The organism is Microbacterium sp. gxy059, assembly GCF_050958665.1.
In the GTDB taxonomy this organism is placed as follows: domain Bacteria; phylum Actinomycetota; class Actinomycetes; order Actinomycetales; family Microbacteriaceae; genus Microbacterium.
Map to the genome: position 1 here is coordinate 67,598 of NZ_JAMXWT010000004.1, position 16,738 is coordinate 84,335.

Annotated in this window: 12 protein-coding genes and 2 tRNA genes; 6 read left to right on the forward strand and 8 right to left on the reverse strand. The window is 72.7% G+C overall.

Going from position 1 to position 16,738, the window contains the following annotated elements:
• Window positions 1-2: 2 nt before the first annotated feature.
• Window positions 3-1,112: a glycosyltransferase family 2 protein gene (locus NHL53_RS04200; RefSeq protein ID WP_433775464.1), complete on the forward strand. Its 1,110-nt coding sequence runs from the start codon at window positions 3-5 to the stop codon at window positions 1,110-1,112.
• On the opposite strand, the gene NHL53_RS04205 is transcribed toward NHL53_RS04200, so the two are convergent.
• From NHL53_RS04205 to NHL53_RS04215, 3 genes are read right to left on the reverse strand one after another with little or no spacing between them, the layout of a single operon-like run.
• The gene (locus NHL53_RS04205) at window positions 1,113-2,543 is read right to left on the reverse strand and encodes a CDP-glycerol glycerophosphotransferase family protein (protein ID WP_433775466.1); all 1,431 of its coding nucleotides are present in this window, start codon (window positions 2,541-2,543) and stop codon (window positions 1,113-1,115) included.
• The gene (locus NHL53_RS04210) at window positions 2,540-3,796 is read right to left on the reverse strand and encodes a CDP-glycerol glycerophosphotransferase family protein (protein ID WP_433775468.1); all 1,257 of its coding nucleotides are present in this window, start codon (window positions 3,794-3,796) and stop codon (window positions 2,540-2,542) included. Before NHL53_RS04210 ends, NHL53_RS04205 begins: the two co-directional genes overlap by 4 nt.
• A 55-nt stretch (window positions 3,797-3,851) precedes the next feature.
• Window positions 3,852-5,387 (reverse strand): S1C family serine protease, encoded by a 1,536-nt coding sequence (locus tag NHL53_RS04215; RefSeq protein WP_433775470.1) that lies wholly within the window; start codon window positions 5,385-5,387, stop codon window positions 3,852-3,854.
• A 115-nt stretch (window positions 5,388-5,502) separates the two neighbouring features.
• Here NHL53_RS04215 and NHL53_RS04220 point away from each other — a divergent pair, with 115 nt between their 5' ends.
• Entirely contained in the window at window positions 5,503-6,726 is a 1,224-nt protein-coding gene (locus tag NHL53_RS04220) for an aminotransferase class I/II-fold pyridoxal phosphate-dependent enzyme (protein WP_433775472.1), read from the forward strand.
• On the opposite strand, the gene NHL53_RS04225 is transcribed toward NHL53_RS04220, so the two are convergent.
• Entirely contained in the window at window positions 6,705-7,508 is an 804-nt protein-coding gene (locus NHL53_RS04225; RefSeq protein WP_433775474.1) for a carbon-nitrogen hydrolase family protein, read from the reverse strand. The genes NHL53_RS04220 and NHL53_RS04225 overlap by 22 nt on opposite strands.
• 119 nt (window positions 7,509-7,627) lie before the next feature.
• On the opposite strand from NHL53_RS04225, the gene NHL53_RS04230 reads away from it, so the two are divergent.
• Window positions 7,628-7,704, forward strand: a tRNA-Met gene (locus NHL53_RS04230).
• Between the two features lie 97 nt (window positions 7,705-7,801).
• Here NHL53_RS04230 and NHL53_RS04235 read toward each other — a convergent pair.
• Window positions 7,802-8,407, reverse strand: coding sequence for a class I SAM-dependent methyltransferase (locus NHL53_RS04235; RefSeq protein ID WP_433775476.1), 606 nt, complete (start codon window positions 8,405-8,407; stop codon window positions 7,802-7,804).
• Window positions 8,408-8,579: 172 nt separating this feature from the next.
• Between NHL53_RS04235 and NHL53_RS04240 the strand changes: the two genes are divergently transcribed.
• Both NHL53_RS04240 and NHL53_RS04245 read left to right on the forward strand, forming a co-directional pair.
• A tRNA-Met gene (locus tag NHL53_RS04240) sits at window positions 8,580-8,656 on the forward strand.
• Window positions 8,657-8,820: 164 nt separating this feature from the next.
• On the forward strand, window positions 8,821-9,744 hold the full coding sequence (locus NHL53_RS04245) for a phosphotransferase (protein WP_433775478.1): 924 nt from the start codon (window positions 8,821-8,823) through the stop codon (window positions 9,742-9,744).
• Here NHL53_RS04245 and NHL53_RS04250 read toward each other — a convergent pair.
• Window positions 9,731-10,603, reverse strand: coding sequence for an SDR family oxidoreductase (locus tag NHL53_RS04250; protein ID WP_433775480.1), 873 nt, complete (start codon window positions 10,601-10,603; stop codon window positions 9,731-9,733). The genes NHL53_RS04245 and NHL53_RS04250 overlap by 14 nt on opposite strands.
• Before the next feature lie 243 nt (window positions 10,604-10,846).
• On the opposite strand from NHL53_RS04250, the gene NHL53_RS04255 reads away from it, so the two are divergent.
• A complete protein-coding gene (locus NHL53_RS04255; RefSeq protein WP_433775482.1) occupies window positions 10,847-13,918 on the forward strand; it encodes a glycoside hydrolase domain-containing protein in 3,072 nt (1,023 codons plus the stop codon).
• A 72-nt stretch (window positions 13,919-13,990) separates the two neighbouring features.
• On the opposite strand, the gene NHL53_RS04260 is transcribed toward NHL53_RS04255, so the two are convergent.
• Both NHL53_RS04260 and NHL53_RS04265 read right to left on the reverse strand, forming a co-directional pair.
• The gene (locus NHL53_RS04260) at window positions 13,991-15,289 is read right to left on the reverse strand and encodes an SLC13 family permease (protein WP_433775484.1); all 1,299 of its coding nucleotides are present in this window, start codon (window positions 15,287-15,289) and stop codon (window positions 13,991-13,993) included.
• A 63-nt stretch (window positions 15,290-15,352) separates the two neighbouring features.
• Window positions 15,353-16,738 carry a homoserine dehydrogenase gene (locus tag NHL53_RS04265; protein ID WP_433775486.1) on the reverse strand — a complete coding sequence of 462 codons (1,386 nt, stop codon included), beginning with the start codon at window positions 16,736-16,738 and terminating at the stop codon, window positions 15,353-15,355.

Consider the following 16,738-nt stretch of genomic DNA (forward strand, 5'->3'; position numbering starts at 1 on the left):
GAATGCGTAACGATCCCCGCGAGCGGCCCGCGCGCCCGACGCGACGCGACGCACCCGACGTGCCCGATGGATCCGGGGTGTCGTTCGTCATGCCCGTGCTCAACGAGCGGGACTACCTCGAGCGGGCCGTCACGACCACCCTCGCTCAGAGCGTCGACGGGCCGATCGAGCTGGTCCTCGCCCTCGGCCCGTCGTCCGACGGGACCACGGAGCTCGCTCGGGAGCTGGCGGCCTCCGACGCCCGCATCGTGCTCGTCGACAACCCGGCGGCGGACATCCCCGTGGGACTCAATGCGGCGATCCGCGCGAGCCGGCACCCGACGATCGTGCGCGTGGACGCGCACTCCGAGCTCGCCCCCGGGTACACGCGCCGCGCTCTCGCGACGCTCGCCCGCACCCGGGCCGGGAACGTCGGCGGGATCATGCGCGCCGAGGGCCGCACGCCGTTCCAGAAGTCCGTGGCCGCGGCGTACAACTCGCGCGTCGGACTCGGCGGCGGCGCCTACCACGGCGGGCAGGAGGAGAGCGAGGCCGAGTCGGCGTACCTCGGCGTGATGCGCCGCGCCGTGCTCGACGAGGTCGGGCTCTTCGACGAGTCGATCCGCCGCGGCGAGGACTGGGAGCTCAACCTGCGCATCCGCTCGGCCGGCTATCGGGTGATGTTCGATCCGGAGCTGTCGGTCACCTACTGGCCGCGCGAGAGCTGGGCCCGGCTGGCGCGCCAGTTCGTCGCGACGGGACGCTGGCGCGGCGAGCTCGTGCGCCGCTACGGGACGCGCAACTCCCTGCGCTTCTTCGCTCCGCCCGCGCTCGTCGTCGCGGTCGTCGTGAGCGCGGTCGTCGGGATCCTGCAGGCGACGCCGCTGCTCTCCCCGCTCTGGACGGCCCTCGCCGCGATCACGCACCTGCCGCTCGCCCTGTACGTGGTGCTCGTCGTCGGCGTCGCGGTCTCGCGCCGGGGGGCGGGTCTCGCCGACCGGCTGTGGACGCTCGCGGTGCTGCCGACGATGCATCTCGCGTGGGGCGCGGGCTTCCTCGCGGGGGTCCTCCGCGGCGCGCACGACACGGTCGACACCTCTCGCCTCTCGGGACGCAACACGCCCCTCCCCTGATCAGCGCGCGACGAAGCCCTGATCGAGGATCCGCGCCACGACGCGCTCGGCGGCGCGGCCGTCCTCGCGGGCGTTGAAGCGGGCGCGCCACGACGCGTATCGGCCGGCGTACGCGGAGGGGTCCTCCGCGAGCGCGTCGACCAGCTCCTCCTGCGTGCGCACCACCGGCCCGGGGGCGCGCTCGACGAGGTCGAAGTAGAAGCCGCGCAGCTCGCCCCGGTAGTGCTCGAGGTCGGGCACGAGGAAGATCATCGGCTTGCCGGTGACGCTGAAGTCGAACATCACCGACGAGTAGTCGGTGATGAGCGCGTCGGCGGCCACGAGCAGGCTCGACGTGTCGGGGAAGCCCGTCACGTCGATCACGCGCGGACCGCTCGTGTCGCGCCCGGGCTGCAGGGTGCGGGTGTGACCGCGCACGAGGACGACGGATCCGGTCTGCTCGGCGAGCAGGGCGGGATCGACGAAGTCGACCATCTGCTCGCGGTCGTCTCGCCACGTGGGCGCGTAGATGAGGACGCGCTCGTCGGCCGCGATGCCGAGGCGCTCGCGCGTCGCGCCGCCGTCGCCCGTGACGAGGACGTCGTTGCGCGGATACCCCTCGACCCAGACGGGCCGGCCGAGGAAGGCGTAGGCCTTCGCGAGGATCCTCGCGGCGTAGGGATTCTGCGCGAGGAGCGCGTCCCAGCGGCGCGACTCCTTGACGATGGCGCCCCACCGGCGCGGCGCGAAGCCCCGGCGATGGAGGGCGAGCCGCTTCAGCGGGGTGCCGTGCCAGGTCTGGAGCACGCGCTGACCGGGGCGGCGCACGAACAGGCGCCGCAGCCAGTCGTTGACGACGAGCAGACGCGCGGCGCTCCGGGCGCGCCACCAGGCGGCGCTGCCCTCGACCACGGGGATCGCGCCGTCGGGGACCTCGACCGAGAGATCGACGACGCTCCAGTACCGGACCACGTCGGGGGCGACGCGTGCGAGCTCCCTGTCGATCGCGAGCGGGTTGCACCCGGCGACGCGCCCGTAGAAGCTCTCGAAGAACACCGCGTTCTCGAGCGGGGCCGTGTGCGCGGCATAGCGGCGCTCCACGGCGAGCGCGGCCTCTCGGGTCTCGAGCTCGGGGTCGACGGGCGGGCCGACCACGACGTCGGATCCGCTCGTGGAGATCCGGAGCCCCGTCAGGACGGTCATCGGGATGTCGTCCGCGATCTCGGCGCCCGGGATCTCGATGCGGTACTCCCCCGCGGGCAGCGGCAGCTCGGGGCCGTTCCACCGCGAGGCGCGCAGGGCGAAGCGCGCCTTCCAGGTCTTCCCCCTCCCCGTCAGGCGGGCCTCGACGCGCGCTCGCGCGCCGACGAGGGACGCGCGGGCGGGGCGCTCCCCCTCCCCCGCGATGATGAGGATCTCCTCGGCGGCGTCGAGTTCGGCGGTCGCGATCATTCGGCGCGATCCTTCCCGGTCGGCGGGAGCTTCGCGAGGATGGCGCGAAGAGCCCTCTGGGTGTTCTGGCCGTCGCGGAAGTCGTGCACGCGAGCGCTGAGGCGGCGCGCGCGATCCCGTGCGGCTTCGATCTCGGAGTCGTCCGACAGCAGAGCGTCGAGACGCGGCGCCAGCTGCCCCCAGGTGCGGGGGACGTCCTCGCCCGCGATCTCGGCGTAGTCGCCGTAGAAGCCGCGCCGCTCGGCGTACTCCTCGACGTCCGGCGCGAGGAAGAGGACGGGCAGCGGCACGAGCGCCGAGTCGTAGACGAGCGACGAGTAGTCCGTCACGAGCGCGGCGAACGCCGGCAGCGCCGGAGTGATGTCGGCGAGGAGGTCCGACCCGAGGGGGACGACGCGCTCCGTCTCGAAGGGCGGCTCGTAGCTCCCCTCGCCGAGACGATGGGAGCGGACGACGAGGGTCGCATCGCGCCGCTCGAGGACGTCGACGATCCGGCGCCATTCGTCCGCCGTCGGCTGGGCGGGATCCGGCTCGCCGTCGCGCCAGGTCGGCGCGTACAGCACGGGCCGCGAGGCCTCGGCGAGGCGCGGCTGCGCCGCGGCGATCAGGGCGCGCGCCCGCTGCTCCCGTGTGCCGGCGTCGTCGATCGAGAGCGCGTCGACCCGCGGCTCCCCCGTCACCGCGATGCGCCCGTCCGGCAGGCCGAAGGCCGACTCGAGCCGCCCGCGCACGAGGTGCGAGGCGGCGGGGAGCACGTCGATGCGGCGCGCGGATCGGCGGTAGAGGAAGGCGATCAGGCGCCGGACGAGCTCCGACGACGGGAGGAACGAGCTGCGCACCATCTCCGGAGCGTCGAGCCCGATGCGCTTGAGGGGGATCCCGTGCCAGAGCTGCGCCACGACGGCCCCCGAGACCGCATACGGGTTGACGTCGCCGAGCCCGTGGGTCACGACGATCGCCCGAGCCCGCGCGGTGGCCCAGAATCCGCGCCACGACATCTTGGGCGCGTGGCGCATCCCCCGGCGCTCCGCCTCCGCGGCCTCGGCCGCGTCGGTCGTGAGCCAGATCCCGTCGATCCCGTGGGCGCGCGCCGCCGTCCAGACCGCGAGGCCGCCGTCGGCGACCCCCGCCCCGCAGCCGAACGCCCAGCGCCGGCCGCGCGGGATGATGAGCGTCGCGGCTCTTCCGAGCGCATACAGGGGGATGCGCGCGAGCTTTCTCGCGTTGCCCGCACCGAACGAGAAGGACGCCACGCGTCGAGCCTAACGGCCGATGCGCGGCGTCCCCTTCCCGCGAGGGCGTTTCCGTCTACTCGAGCGTGCCGAGGGTGACGGTCGCCTCCTGCTCCTCGCCGTCGCGCACGTAGGTGACGGTCGCCTCGCTGCCACCGGCGGCCGCGCGCACCTGAGCCGTCAGGTCGACCGCGTCGTTGACGCGCACGCCGTTGAAGTGGGTGATGACGTCGCCCTCCTTCAGCCCGGCCTGCCCGGCCGCGCCGTCGGATCCGGCCTCGCCGACGTAGGCGCCGGTCGTGGTGGTCCCCTCGACCGCGGTGGCGGGGAGCACGCTGGCGCCGAGCAGCCCGTGGGTGGCCTCGCCGCTCTCGATGATCTCGTCGGCGATGCGCTGGGCGATGCTGGACGGGATCGCGAAGCCGAGCCCGATGGATCCGCCCTGCTCCTCCTGCGTGGAGGAGGCCGTCGCGATCGCGACGTTGATGCCGATGAGCTTCCCCTCGTCGTCGACGAGGGCACCGCCGGAGTTGCCGGGGTTGATCGCCGCGTCGGTCTGCAGCACGGCGATCTTGATCGACTCGGAGGGGGTCTGCTGCTGCTCCTCGGGACTCTGCCCCGGGAAGTCGAAGAACCAGGGCAGCTCGCTGTCGCGCTGGGGCTCGTCGCTGCCGTCGCTCGCATCGTCGCCCTCGTCGGGCGCCGCGGACGAGGCGATCTCGATCGAGCGGTTGAGGTTGCTGATCACGCCCGTCGTGACGGTGTTCGCGAGCCCCATCGGGGCTCCGATCGCCACCGTCGTGTCGCCGACGTTCAGCTCGGACGAGTCCGCGAACTCGATCGGGGTCAGCCCCGATGCGCCCTCGAGCTTGATGACGGCGAGATCGTAGGTGGGATCGGTGCCGACGACCGTGGCGTCGTAGATCGTCCCGTCGGCGGTCGTGACGCGCACCCGCGCGTCGGAGGCCGCGCCGCCGAGCGTCACCACGTGCGTGTTCGTGAGCACGTACCCGTCCTCGCTGAGGACGACGCCGGATCCGCTGCCGCTGGCGCTGTCCGAGGCCGCTTCGAGGGTGACGACGCTGGGCAGCGCGCGGGCGGCGATCGCCGCGGTCTGGTTGACCTCGTCCGGGTTGTTGATCGTGAGGTTCTGCCCCTCGCTCGTCACCGGGGCCGATGCCTCCGACGTGCCCCAGACGGCGTTCCCGAGCCAGGCGCCGCCGAGGCCCGCGCCGCCGCCGACCAGAGCCGCCGCGAGGAGGAGCGCGGCGATCCTCGTCCCGCCTCCGCTCTCGGCCTTCTTCTTCCTCTGGGGAGGGGCGGGGGGCGCCCAGGCGTACGCGGGGCCGGCGCCCGGGCCCTGACCGGCGCTGTCGCCGACCGGGCGCTGCGCCGCGCCGAACACCCCGTGCGCACCCTGCGGACGGCCGAAGTCGGGCGCGAGGGGCGGCACGGATCCGCGGGTCTCGTGCGGGGCGGCGGTCGGCTGCTGCCACGCGGGGGCGCCCGTCTGCTCCGGTCGACCGGCTCCGTACGCCGCGCCATCGCGAGCGGCGTCGGCCGCCGAGCGGTCCGGCAGCGGGGGAACCGGGGTCGCGTCGTCGTTGCTCATGTCTGCTCCTTCTTCCTGGTGATCCCAGAATGCGTCCGCAACCTATGACGCGCCTATGTCCAGGCTACGGCGCTGATGGGACTTCGGGAGCGGGCCGGATCGATACGCTGACCCCATGTCCTTCGTACCCGGCGCGTGGCGCCGCACCGCCTCCGGGGCGGGCCTCCTCGCCCCCGACGGCGGGATCGCCTCGACGATCTTCGCCGAGATGACCGACCTCGCCATCCGCACCGGCGCGGTGAACCTGGGGCAGGGCTTCCCCGATGAGGACGGTCCCGCCGAGGTGCTCGAGGCGGCGCAGCGCGCCATCCGCGACGGCCTCAACCAGTACCCGCCCGGGCGGGGGATCCCGGATCTGCGCGCGGCGATCGCCGAGCACCAGGAGCGCTTCTACGCGCTGACGCCCGACCCCGACACGGAGATCGTCGTCACGGCCGGCGCGACGGAGGCGATCGCGGCGTCGCTCCTCGCGCTCGTCGACGGACCCGAGGACGAGGTCGTGGTGTTCGAGCCCTACTACGACGCGTACGCCGCGGGCGTCGCGCTGGCGGGCGCCCGCCTCGTCCCCGTGCCGCTCGCCTGGCCGGACTTCCAGCCCGATCTCGAGGCGCTGGAGCGCGCGGTCACCGACCGCACGCGCGTGATCCTCGTGAACAATCCGCACAACCCCACGGGCGCGGTGCTGTCGCGGGAGGCGCTGGGCCGCGTCGTGTCGCTCGCCGAGCAGCACGACGCCGTCATCGTCTCCGATGAGGTGTACGAGCACCTCGTGTTCGACCGCCCGCACGAGCCGATCGCGACGCTGCACGGCGCGGCCGAGCGCACGCTGACGATCTCGTCGGGCGGCAAGACGTTCCGCACGACGGGCTGGAAGATCGGCTGGGTCACCGGACCGGCCGATCTCGTGACGGCCGTGCTCACGGTGAAGCAGTTCCTCACCTACGTGAACGGCTCGCCCTTCCAGCCGGCGATCGCGGCCGGCCTGCGTCTGCCCGACGCGTTCTTCGCAGGTGTCGCGGACGACATGCGCGACAAGAAGGATCTGCTCGGAGCCGGCCTCCGCGCCGCGGGCTTCGCGGTCTCGGAGCCCGCGGGAACCTACTTCACGGTCGCCGACGCCGCAGCGCTCGGCGCGGACGACGCGGCCTCCTTCTGCCGCACGCTCGCGCACGAGGCGGGCGTCGTCGCGGTGCCCCTCACGGCGTTCGCCTCCGAGGCCCACCGGGATCGGTACGCGACGCTCGTGCGCTTCGCGGCCTGCAAGCGGGGCGACGTGCTGCGCGACGCGGCCGGGCGTCTCGTCGCCTTCGGGCGCGATCAGCGCGAGACGACGCGGTAGCGCCGCAGCCGCAGCGCCGGGTTGGCCTCGCGCACGCGATCGATCTCGCCGCGCGACGCCCAGCCGATCGCGACGCCCGGCTCGGTGCCGCACGCGGCGAGCTGCACGCCCTGCGGGTCGACGACCATCGAGCATCCGATGCCGATGGGCGGGGTGTGGTCGCTCGCGACGACGTACGCGGTGCTCTCGATCGCCCTGGCCGCGACGAGCGTGCGCCAGTGATGCTCCTTGAGGGGGCCGCGCACCCACTCGGCCGGCACGAGGATCACGTCGGCCCCCGCGTCGACGAGCATGCGCGCCGCCTCCGGGAACCGCAGGTCGTAGCAGGTCATGAGGCCGAAGACGAGGCCGCCGACCTCGAAGGTCTCGGGCTCGGAGAGCTCGCCCGGTTCGACCCAGTCGCTCTCCGCCTGCCCGAACGCGTCGTAGAGGTGCTGCTTCCGGTACACGGCTCGCACGCCCGCCGCGTCGACCGCGACGGCCGCGTTGCGCACCCTGCTGCCGTCCGCCCTCTCGACGAGCCCCGCGACGAGCGTCACGTCGTGCGCGGCCGCGATCTCGACGAGCCGCGCGACGAACGGCCCCTCGAGCGTCTCGGCGCCTTCGAGGATCCGCTCGTCGAACGGGGCGACGAACACGTTCGCGTACTCGGGGGCGACGACGACCGCGGCTCCCCTGCCCGCCGCCTCTGCCGTCAGACGGGCGATCTCCGCGAGGTTCGCCTCGGCGTCGTCGCCGGGACGGAACTGCAGGGCCGCGATGCCGACGGGTGCTGCGCTCATGGCGCCATCCTCGCACGCGGGTGCCCGCCCGGACGAGCGGGCGACGACACGCCCGGCCTCCTCGTCGGCCGGTCTCGATTTGCGAACCCCTCACGCCGTGCTAGAGTAGATTCTTGTGCCGCGGGGTGGAGCAGTTCGGTAGCTCGCCGGGCTCATAACCCGGAGGTCGTAGGTTCAAATCCTGCCCCCGCAACCAGAAGAAGGCCCTGATCAGGAGAAATCCGGATCAGGGCCTTCTGTATGTCCCCGCGGCGGCGACGATCATCGATCCCGCCAGGAGGCGCTCCCGATGGTCACCAGCCGGCGGGCTTGATCCACGTGAGCCTGCAGCGGTAGGAGAACCGGCGCCTGATCCGACTGCCGGGGAGGATCGCCGCGGCGGCTTCCCGGATCTCGGCGAGCGACTCGGACGGCCGGGCCGTCGCCATGCCGGGGTAGCCGGATTCGCGACGGACCCTGCTCATCACGCGAATCGGAACGAGCACGACCCCGGAGAGGACCGCATCAGCGATGCTCCTGTTCGCCGCGAGGCCGACGATGCGAAGCTGTCCTCCCGGGGCAAGGAGATCGCGCATCCGCTCGAGCGCCGGAACGAGCGGCAGATGATGAAGCGCGGCCACCCAGGTGATGAGGTCGAAGCGCCGCCCGTCGACTTCGGGAGCGGACAGGAGGTCTCCGAGGACGATGTCCGCCTCGGAGGGATCCGCGAAACGCGCCCTCGCGCGCTCGAGCGCCGCCCGATCGGGGTCGACGCCGGTGACGTGATCGGTCGAGGCTCTGAGCTCCTGCAGGAGAAGGCCATCCCCGCAGCCGACATCGAGGACACGACAGGATCGCGAGGAGACCGCGGCGACCAGCTCCGGATGGAAGGCCGTGTTGTGTTTCCCGTATTCGTCCATGCTCTCCGTCGCGGATGTCGGAACGGTGCGATCGGGTCAGCGCAGTCCTTCCTCCCGGCACGGCGTGAGCGCCGCCCCTCTCCGGATCGGGTACACTGGATGAAGCGGCACGAGGAGCCCGATCCCGAGGGTCGGATGTCCTCCGCCGAATGACTTCCTTGGAAGTCGGTGCCGCGGGGTGGAGCAGTTCGGTAGCTCGCCGGGCTCATAACCCGGAGGTCGTAGGTTCAAATCCTGCCCCCGCAACCAAGCGATGGCCCCGAGACGGAGAGATCCGGATCGGGGCCATCGGCATTCCCGCGGACAGCGCCGAGACGAGGATCCGTCTCGCGTCACGGCGGCCGACGCGGTCTCGACGTGCGCGGCGCCGCTGTCCGCGCGGGGCCGATGCCGCGTTCCCTACACTGGCCGCCATGCACGACGACGAGATCGCGCTCTCCCCCGAGACGGCCGAACGGCTGGTGCACGACCTGTCGCCCGCATACGCCGGCCTCTCGGTCGTGGCGCTGTCGACCTCCGCGACGACGAGTCGCGTGTTCCGCGTCGGCGACCGGCTCGCCGCCCGCTTCCCGATGCAGGGGTCGGATCCCGAGGCCGTCCGCACCGCTCTGGAGAGGGAGCGCGGCGCGATGACGGAGTTCGCCGCGCACTCCCCCATCCCCTCGCCCGAGGCCGTCGCGATCGGAGCCCCGGGACACGGCTTCCCGCTCCCCTGGACGCTGCAGACCTGGGTGCGCGGCGACACGGCCACCCCGACGTCGGCCGCGCACTCGCTCCGATTCGCAGACGACCTCGCCGCGCTCATCGCCCGCCTGCGCGACGCGCCGACGCGCGGTCGGGCGTTCTCGGGCGGCGGGCGAGGAGGCGATCTCCGTGCCCACGACGAATGGGTCGCTCTCTGTCTCGACCGCAGCCGGGGGCTCCTGCCGGTCCGCGAGGCGGAAGGCCTGTGGCGGGCGCTGCACGACGTCCCCACGGAGGGCCCCGACCGCATGGCCCACGGCGACCTCACCCCGGCCAACCTCCTCGTGGAGGACGGCTGCCTCGTCGGCGTCGTCGACACGGGAGGCTTCGGCCCCGCGGATCCCTCTCTCGACCTGGTCGTCGCCTGGCACGCCCTCGACGACGGTCCGCGCTCACGGCTCCGCGAGCTGCTCCGCTCGGACGATCGCGAGTGGCGGCGCGGTGCGGCATGGGCGCTCCAGCAGGCGCTGGGGCTCGTCTGGTACTACGCCTCCTCGAACCCCGAGATGAGCGATCTCGGGCGCCGGACGATCGCCCGGCTGCTCGCCGACCCCGCCCTCGGCCGACGACGCTCCGAGGTCACAGGAGGCTGAACCCTCCGTCGCTCGTGAGCACCTGCCCGACCACCCAGGAGCCCGCGTCGGTCGCGAGCCAGCCGATGAGCTCGGCGGGATCGGTCGGCTCGCCGTAGCGGCCGAACGGCATCGCGGCCAGGTGCTCACGCAGCTCGTCGAGCGGGCGATCGGTCGTCTCGGGATCCATGTACCCGGTGTTCACGGGCCCCGGGTTGACGGTGTTGAGCACGACCCCGATGTCGAGCAGCTCCGCGGCGACGGTCGCCGTCGCCCCGGCGAGCGCCGCCTTGCTGGCGGCGTAGGCGACCTCTCCGCGCATCGGACCGTGCATCTGACCGGAGGTCATCCAGATCACCCGCGCGCGGGGCTTCTCGACGGGACCGCGCCTCGGCGTGCGTTCGCCGGGTCTGCGCGCCTCCGCCGACGTCTCGCCGGCGAGGCGCCGCGCGAGCTCCGCGGTGAGCAGCAGCGTCGACCGGGTGTTCGCGTCCCAGAACGCATCGAGGCGGCCGGGCGTCATGTCGAGGATCCCTCCGTCGCCGCCGCTTCGCGCGTGGTTGCAGACGAGCAGGTCGACCCGTCCGGCGAGGCGATGGGCCGCGTCGATGAGACGCGGCGCCTCATCGGCATCGGTCAGATCCGCCGCGCGATCCGCGAACGCCGCCCCGGGGGCGAGCGCCTCGCGGATCCCGGCGCGGACGAGGTCGAGGTCGTCCGCGCCCCACGGCTGATCGGCGTCGTGCGGACGATGGTGCTGGATGACGATGCTCGCACCGAGGCTCGCCAGCTTCCTCGCGACCGCGTACCCGATTCCGCGCCGCCTCGAGACGCCCGTCACGAGCGCGACCTGATCGCGGAGGGGATGCGGGTCGGTCATGATCTCTCCTGAGGACGGGCGACCCGAGACGGGCCGACGGGCGGCCCACGATACCGCCGCCGGCATCCGGGCGCGAAGGCGACCGTCGCCCCCCGGGCGGGGATCACCGCGCCGCCCGTTCCCGGGGCGGGTCCGTTCCCGCATCGAGTAGACAGCGCTGTCAGAGACCGATATCTTCGTGCCGACCCGCTCCGCATCGGCGCTCCCGCGCCCACACCGCGCGGACCGTCGTCTGGAGGAACAGTGACGTTCGGAAGACCCAAGGCCCTCTCGGCCGCCGTCGCGCTCGCGCTGACCGGCGCCCTGCTCGTCGGAGGCTCCGCGCCCGCGACCGCGGCGACCACGACGGGGGATCCCGCACCGGCGCCCGGCGAGCTGCTCGACCTGACCTCGTTCGTCGATCCGCACATCGGCACCGCCGTCTCGCCGACCAGCGGCTTCGCGGGCAACGTCAGCCCCGCGGCCAAGGCGCCGTTCGGCATGGTCGCGTTCGGCCCCGACATGTCGCGCACGAACTACAACGGATCGGGCGGGTACCTGCTGCCCGCCGACGCGGAGTCCGGCTCGATCAACTTCCTCAGCATGACGCACCTGAGCGGCACGGGATGCCCCGGCCAGGGCGTCGTCGGCATACTCCCCCGCACTGCCCCGGAGGGCGTCGCCGACGAGGACGGCGTGCCGCAGAACGCCCCGACCTTCCGGACGGCGAGCGAGGAGGCCTCGCCCGGGGCGTACTCGGTCGACCTCGACAGCGGCGTCGCGGTCGAGCTGGGTGCGACCACCCGCACGGGCATCGCCCGGTTCACCTACCCCGACGCGGACGCCGCCTACCTCGCCCTCGACACGCGCCTCAACGCCAACTCGAACATGGAGAGCACGGCCGGGCGCATCGATCCGGAGAACGTGGAGCTGACGATCGGCGACGACGGGACCGTGCTGAGCGGCACCACGGTCGCCCCCGCGTTCTGCACCCCGTACGGCACGACGTACACCTCGAACGTCTTCTTCTACGCCGAGGTCGACAGAGCGCTGAAGGACCAGGGCGAAGCGGGCTCCGCCGTGAACGACGTCGTCGACGGAGCCGCCGTGCTCCAGTACGACGTCTCCCCGGACGACCCGACGCTCACCCTGCGCGTCGGTATCTCCTCCGTGAGCGTGGAGAACGCCAAGGAGAACCTCGAGGTCGAGAACCCCTCGCAGAGCCTCGAGGAGGTGCGCGCCGCCGTCGACGAGGAGTGGAACGAGCGGCTCAACACGATCCAGGTGGATCTCGCCGCCGACCCCGAGGCGCTCAGCGAGGACCAGCGGGAGGACCTCGTGAAGTTCTACACGTCGCTGTACCGGGTGTACGGGTCGCCCACCGTCTACTCGGATGCGAACGGCGACTTCCGCAGCATGGAGGCCCAGGATCTCTCGGTCGACGAGGTGGATGTGGCCGGCGCGGTGGAAGACCGCGAGACGGCCAACGTGGGGGACTACGCCTACACCCGTCCTGATGGCTCGACGGGCGGCTACGAGACGCACTACTCGGGGCTCTCGCTGTGGGATTCCTACCGTACCCACTCGCAGCTGCTCGCCCTGCTCGCACCCGACGTGGCCAGCGAGGTCGCGCAGTCGATCGTCGTGGACGCCCAGCAGTGCGGGGCCTTCCCCCACTGGGTCGACGCGAGCGACGACTCGACGCCGATGTCCGGCGACAACGCGCTGCCCGCGCTCGCCGGCGCCCACGCGTTCGGCGCCCGCGACTTCGACGTCGTGACCGCCGCCGCCTTCGCGAAGCAGTCGGCGTTCGATCCGACGAGCTCCTGCAACGGGAACCTCAGCTTCATCGACCAGGACGAGTATCTCGTCGACGGGTACTACCCGCTCGAGTCGAGCGCCAACATCGAGCGCTACAACAGCGACTACGCCGCCGCGCAGCTCCTCTCGGCGGTCGGCGAGGACGTCCGCTCGCACGCGTCCGTCGGGGTCGACGACGCCGACATCGAGGCGCTGCGCGACCGAGCCGGGATGTGGGAGAACATCCTCGACCCCGAGACCGGGACGATCATCGCCCGGGAGGCGCCGACGTCTCCCGGCGAGCTGGGCGAGATCGTCGAGGGCTCGTTCCACGAGTCGACCGAGCCGAACTACTTCTGGTCGTTCGGCCACGCGTGGGACGACCTGATCGACGCGATCGGCGGCGAGGACGCGGCGATCGATCGCCTGGACGCGCTGTTCTCGATGGACGGCGCCCTCACCGCGGAGCCGACCCTGGAGCAGATCAACGGCGGCGAGGAGTCGCCCCTGTTCTACATGGGGAACGAGCCCAGCTACCAGGCGCCGTGGGCCTACAACTGGGCGGGCAAGCCCTCCGCCGCGCAGTACGTGATCGGCCAGCTGCGCGACACCGGCTTCGGGACGACGCGCGACGGGATGCCGGGGAACGACGACGCGGGAACGCAGTCGGGGTGGTTCGTGCTGGCGTCCCTCGGGCTGTTCCCCGTCGTGCCGTCGGACGCGGGGCTCGCGATCGCGACCCCGCTGTTCCCCGCGGCGACCGTGTGGATCGACGGGGAGCCCCTCCGGATCATGGCCGACGGCGATCCGACCCGGTCTCGCTTCATCGACTCGATGACGGTGGACGGCCACCCCTACGGACGCAGCTGGATGCCTCTCAGCCGACTCGCCGAGGCGCGGGAGATCTCCTACGGGCTCAGCGACGCGCCGACCTCGTGGGCGGCGGATGTGCACCCGACCGCGGCCGCCGCGACCGAGACGACCCTCGCGCTGTCGCACGACGAGATCGAGGCGGGCGCCCCGGGCCCCGTCGACGCGAGCATCGTGGTCGCCTCGTCCGACGAGACGACGCCGATCGGCTCCGTCGAGCTGCGGCGGATCGCGCAGGGACAGGATCCGGCCGAGGGCGACGTGCTCGCGGCGGGGACCCTGGACGAGGACGGCTCGACGACGCTCGAGGTGCGCGTCCCCGCGGGCGCCGAAGAGGGCGTCTGGGAGCTCGTCGCCGTCTTCGCGCCCGACGACCCGTCGTTCCTCGCGGAGTCGGCGTCGGATCCCGTCTCGGTCACGGTGCGCTCCCCCGAGGCCGATGAGCCGGGAGACGACGGAGCAGGCGCGGCCGAGGACGCCGACGACGAGACCCCCGGCGTCGAGGACGACGGCTCCGCGGGCGACGACAGGGCGGATCCCGGCGACGACGGCCTCGCGCCCACGGGCGGGGAGCCCGCCTGGCCCGCGCTCGTCGGCGCGCTGCTCCTGACGGCCGGCCTGGGGGCGCTCCTCCTGCGTCGGGCGAGGATCCGCCGCACGCTCTGAGGCGGTCGCCCGGAGAAGCGAACGGACCGCGGAGCCCGATGGGCTCCGCGGTCCGTTCGACGCGTGCGGCGCTCAGGCCCAGAGGAAGGGCACGACGAGCGTCGCGAGGGTGACGACGGGGCCGATGACGACCATCGACAGGCCCCAGATGGTCAGGTTGCGGTTGACCCTCGGCCGGTCCTCCTCCACCGTCGAGGCGACGATCGTCGCGCCGGTCGTCCCGAACGGCGCGCAGTCCACGAGCGACGCCGAGATCGCGAGCGCGTAGATGAACCCGGTCGTCTCGAGGCCGCCTCCGGGCACGAGCAGCGGCACGGCGAGCGGGATGAGCGCTCCGATGATGCCGATCGTCGACGCGAACGCCGAGACGAGGGCGGCGATCACGCAGATCACGAACGCGGCGATCAGCGGGGTGCTCACCGAGCGGGCGGCCTCGCCGAGCTGGTCGATCGCGCCGAGGCGGGTGAGCACCTCGACGTACGTGATGATGCCGCCCAGCAGCAGGATCGTGCCCCAGTCGACGCGGGTGATCGCCTTGCGTCCGATCTTCGGGTCGATGAGCGCGATGATCACGGCGAGCGTCAGCGCGACGACGCCGAGGTTCACGTCGACGTCGAGCTGCGTGAGCGCGAAGAAGCCGCCGACGAGCACGATGATCGACACGATGACGAGGATCTGCATGCCGGTGAGGCGCTCGGTCTTCGTGCGCGTGCGGGTCGCGGTGCCGCCGGAGCCGTTCGCGCCGCCGGCGGCGCGGGCGCTCCGCGACCGGGCGATGAGCTCGCGTCCGCCGAACAGGAAGAACGCGACGAGCACGACGAGCGCGTTGATCCCGACCGACAGGCCGAACATGAGGCCCGCGTTGTACGGGAGGTCGGCGCTCCGCGCGACGGTCTGGACCGTGATCCCGACGATGCTCGTGGGAGCGAGCGCGCCTCCGACGATCGCGGAGCTCATCGCGATGCCCATCATCGTGGAGTTGATGCGGTGGCTGTACGCCAGGCTCATCGCGATCGGGACGACCGCGAACGCGGCGTGCGAGGTGCCGAGGCAGGCCACGGCGGTCGCGATCGCCCAGAGGCCCCAGGGGAGGATCGCGACGCGGTCGCCGATGAGGTCGAGCGAGCGGTCGACGAGCCAGTCGATCGTCCCCGTCTCCCTGGCGATGCCGAAGAGGTAGGTGATGCCGAGGAGGATCACGAGGGCGTCCACGGGGAAGCCGCCGAGCACGTCGTCGAGCCCCTCGCCCACCACGCCGATGCCCACCACGAAGGCGGCGACGAGCGCGAGCGCGCCCATGTGCACGTTCCGCAGCGCGGAGATCGCGAAGACCAGAGCGAGTCCGATCAGGGCGATGATCTCGGCGTTCATGCGCTCTCCTCCTCGTGCGCCTGCGCGGCGAGCGCCGCGCCTGGGGTCGTCATCGTCATCGATTCACTCCGTTCGGTCGTCTGCGGTGCGGGCGAGGCCCGCGCGATGGAGCTCGAGCGAGAGGGCGTCGACGCCCTCCACGTCGGCGAAGCGGATCAGCTCGCCGCGAGCAACAGGTCGGGTCGTCCGCGCGCCGTCCAGCAGGTAGTAGGCGCTCACCCCGTCACGAGGCGGGATCATCGCCGGCGCGACGCCGGCGATCTCGTGGTGGTGGCCGGCGACCGCGAAGGTCGTCCCTGCGGGGAGGTCCTCGGTCGCGCGCGCGGCCAGCAGGACGTCCGCCCGAGCGGCCGGTGCGGGCGCCCCCGCCATGGCGGCCCGCACGGTGAGAGGGGTCTCGACCCCCATGAGGTGGTAGGGCCAGTAGATGCAGGCGTACCGCCCATCGCGGCTGACGACGTGCCCCTTGCCGCGGAGGAGCTCCCACGTGACCGGGTCCCCTGTGCGGACGATCGCGAAGACGCCTCCGGCGAAGCTCGCCTCGCCCGGCAGCCTCAGGGCCGAGAACACGTCGACGACGTCGCGGCTCTCGAGGATCCCGCCGTCCGCCCGCAGCGCGTAGATGTCCGCGAGCTCGTCGATGCGGGCGACGGGGTAGCGCATCTGCTCGACGTCGGCCGCGGTGCCGGTGCGCATCGCCACGACGGTCATCTCGCACGGGTCGGCGGCGGCGGAGCGCTTCAGGCCGCGGACGGCCTCGGCGCGGCGCGCGAGGGTCTCGGCGAGGTCCTCGCCGAGGTCGAGCAGCGCCGCGAGGTCGGGGGCGTCGATGCTCTCGCCCGCCTGCGTGACGCTCCCGGTCGCCGGGTCGAAGACGAGGTCGTACTCGCCCGACTTGCCGAGGGCGACGATCTCGAGGCCGACCGCGTCGACCCATTCCCTCAGCCGGATGAGGTTGGCGGGCTGGTCGCCGTCGCCCGGCAGGTAGCGGAGGCCCCGCTCCGCCGCGAGCGCGTCCAGCTCGGGGCCGGCCACCGTGTCGACCTCCTTGCTGACCATCACCACGTGGGTTCCGCTCTCCAGCGCCGCGCGCGCGTAGGCGGCGCCGAACGGCACGCGGCCGCACGCCTCGACGAGCACGTCGACGCGCGTCCAGTCGATCGCGTCGAGCCCGGCGACGAGAGCGGTCTCACCCGCGTCGACGGCGTGCGCGAGCTCGTCTGCGCCCGCGCACTCCCGAAGGGGGCGATCGGCGCCGAGCTCGGCCATCATCGTCCGCACGCCCGCGATGTCGGGGTCGACGAGGACCGCCGGGACGATGTCGGGCGTGCGTGCGAGCTGTGCGAGGAAGGTGCGCCCGTAGCCGCCCTTCGCCCCGGTGAGGGCGATGCGGATGGGCTCACGTGCTCCATCGGTCTGAGGGAGGATCACCGTTGTTCCGATCTTCAT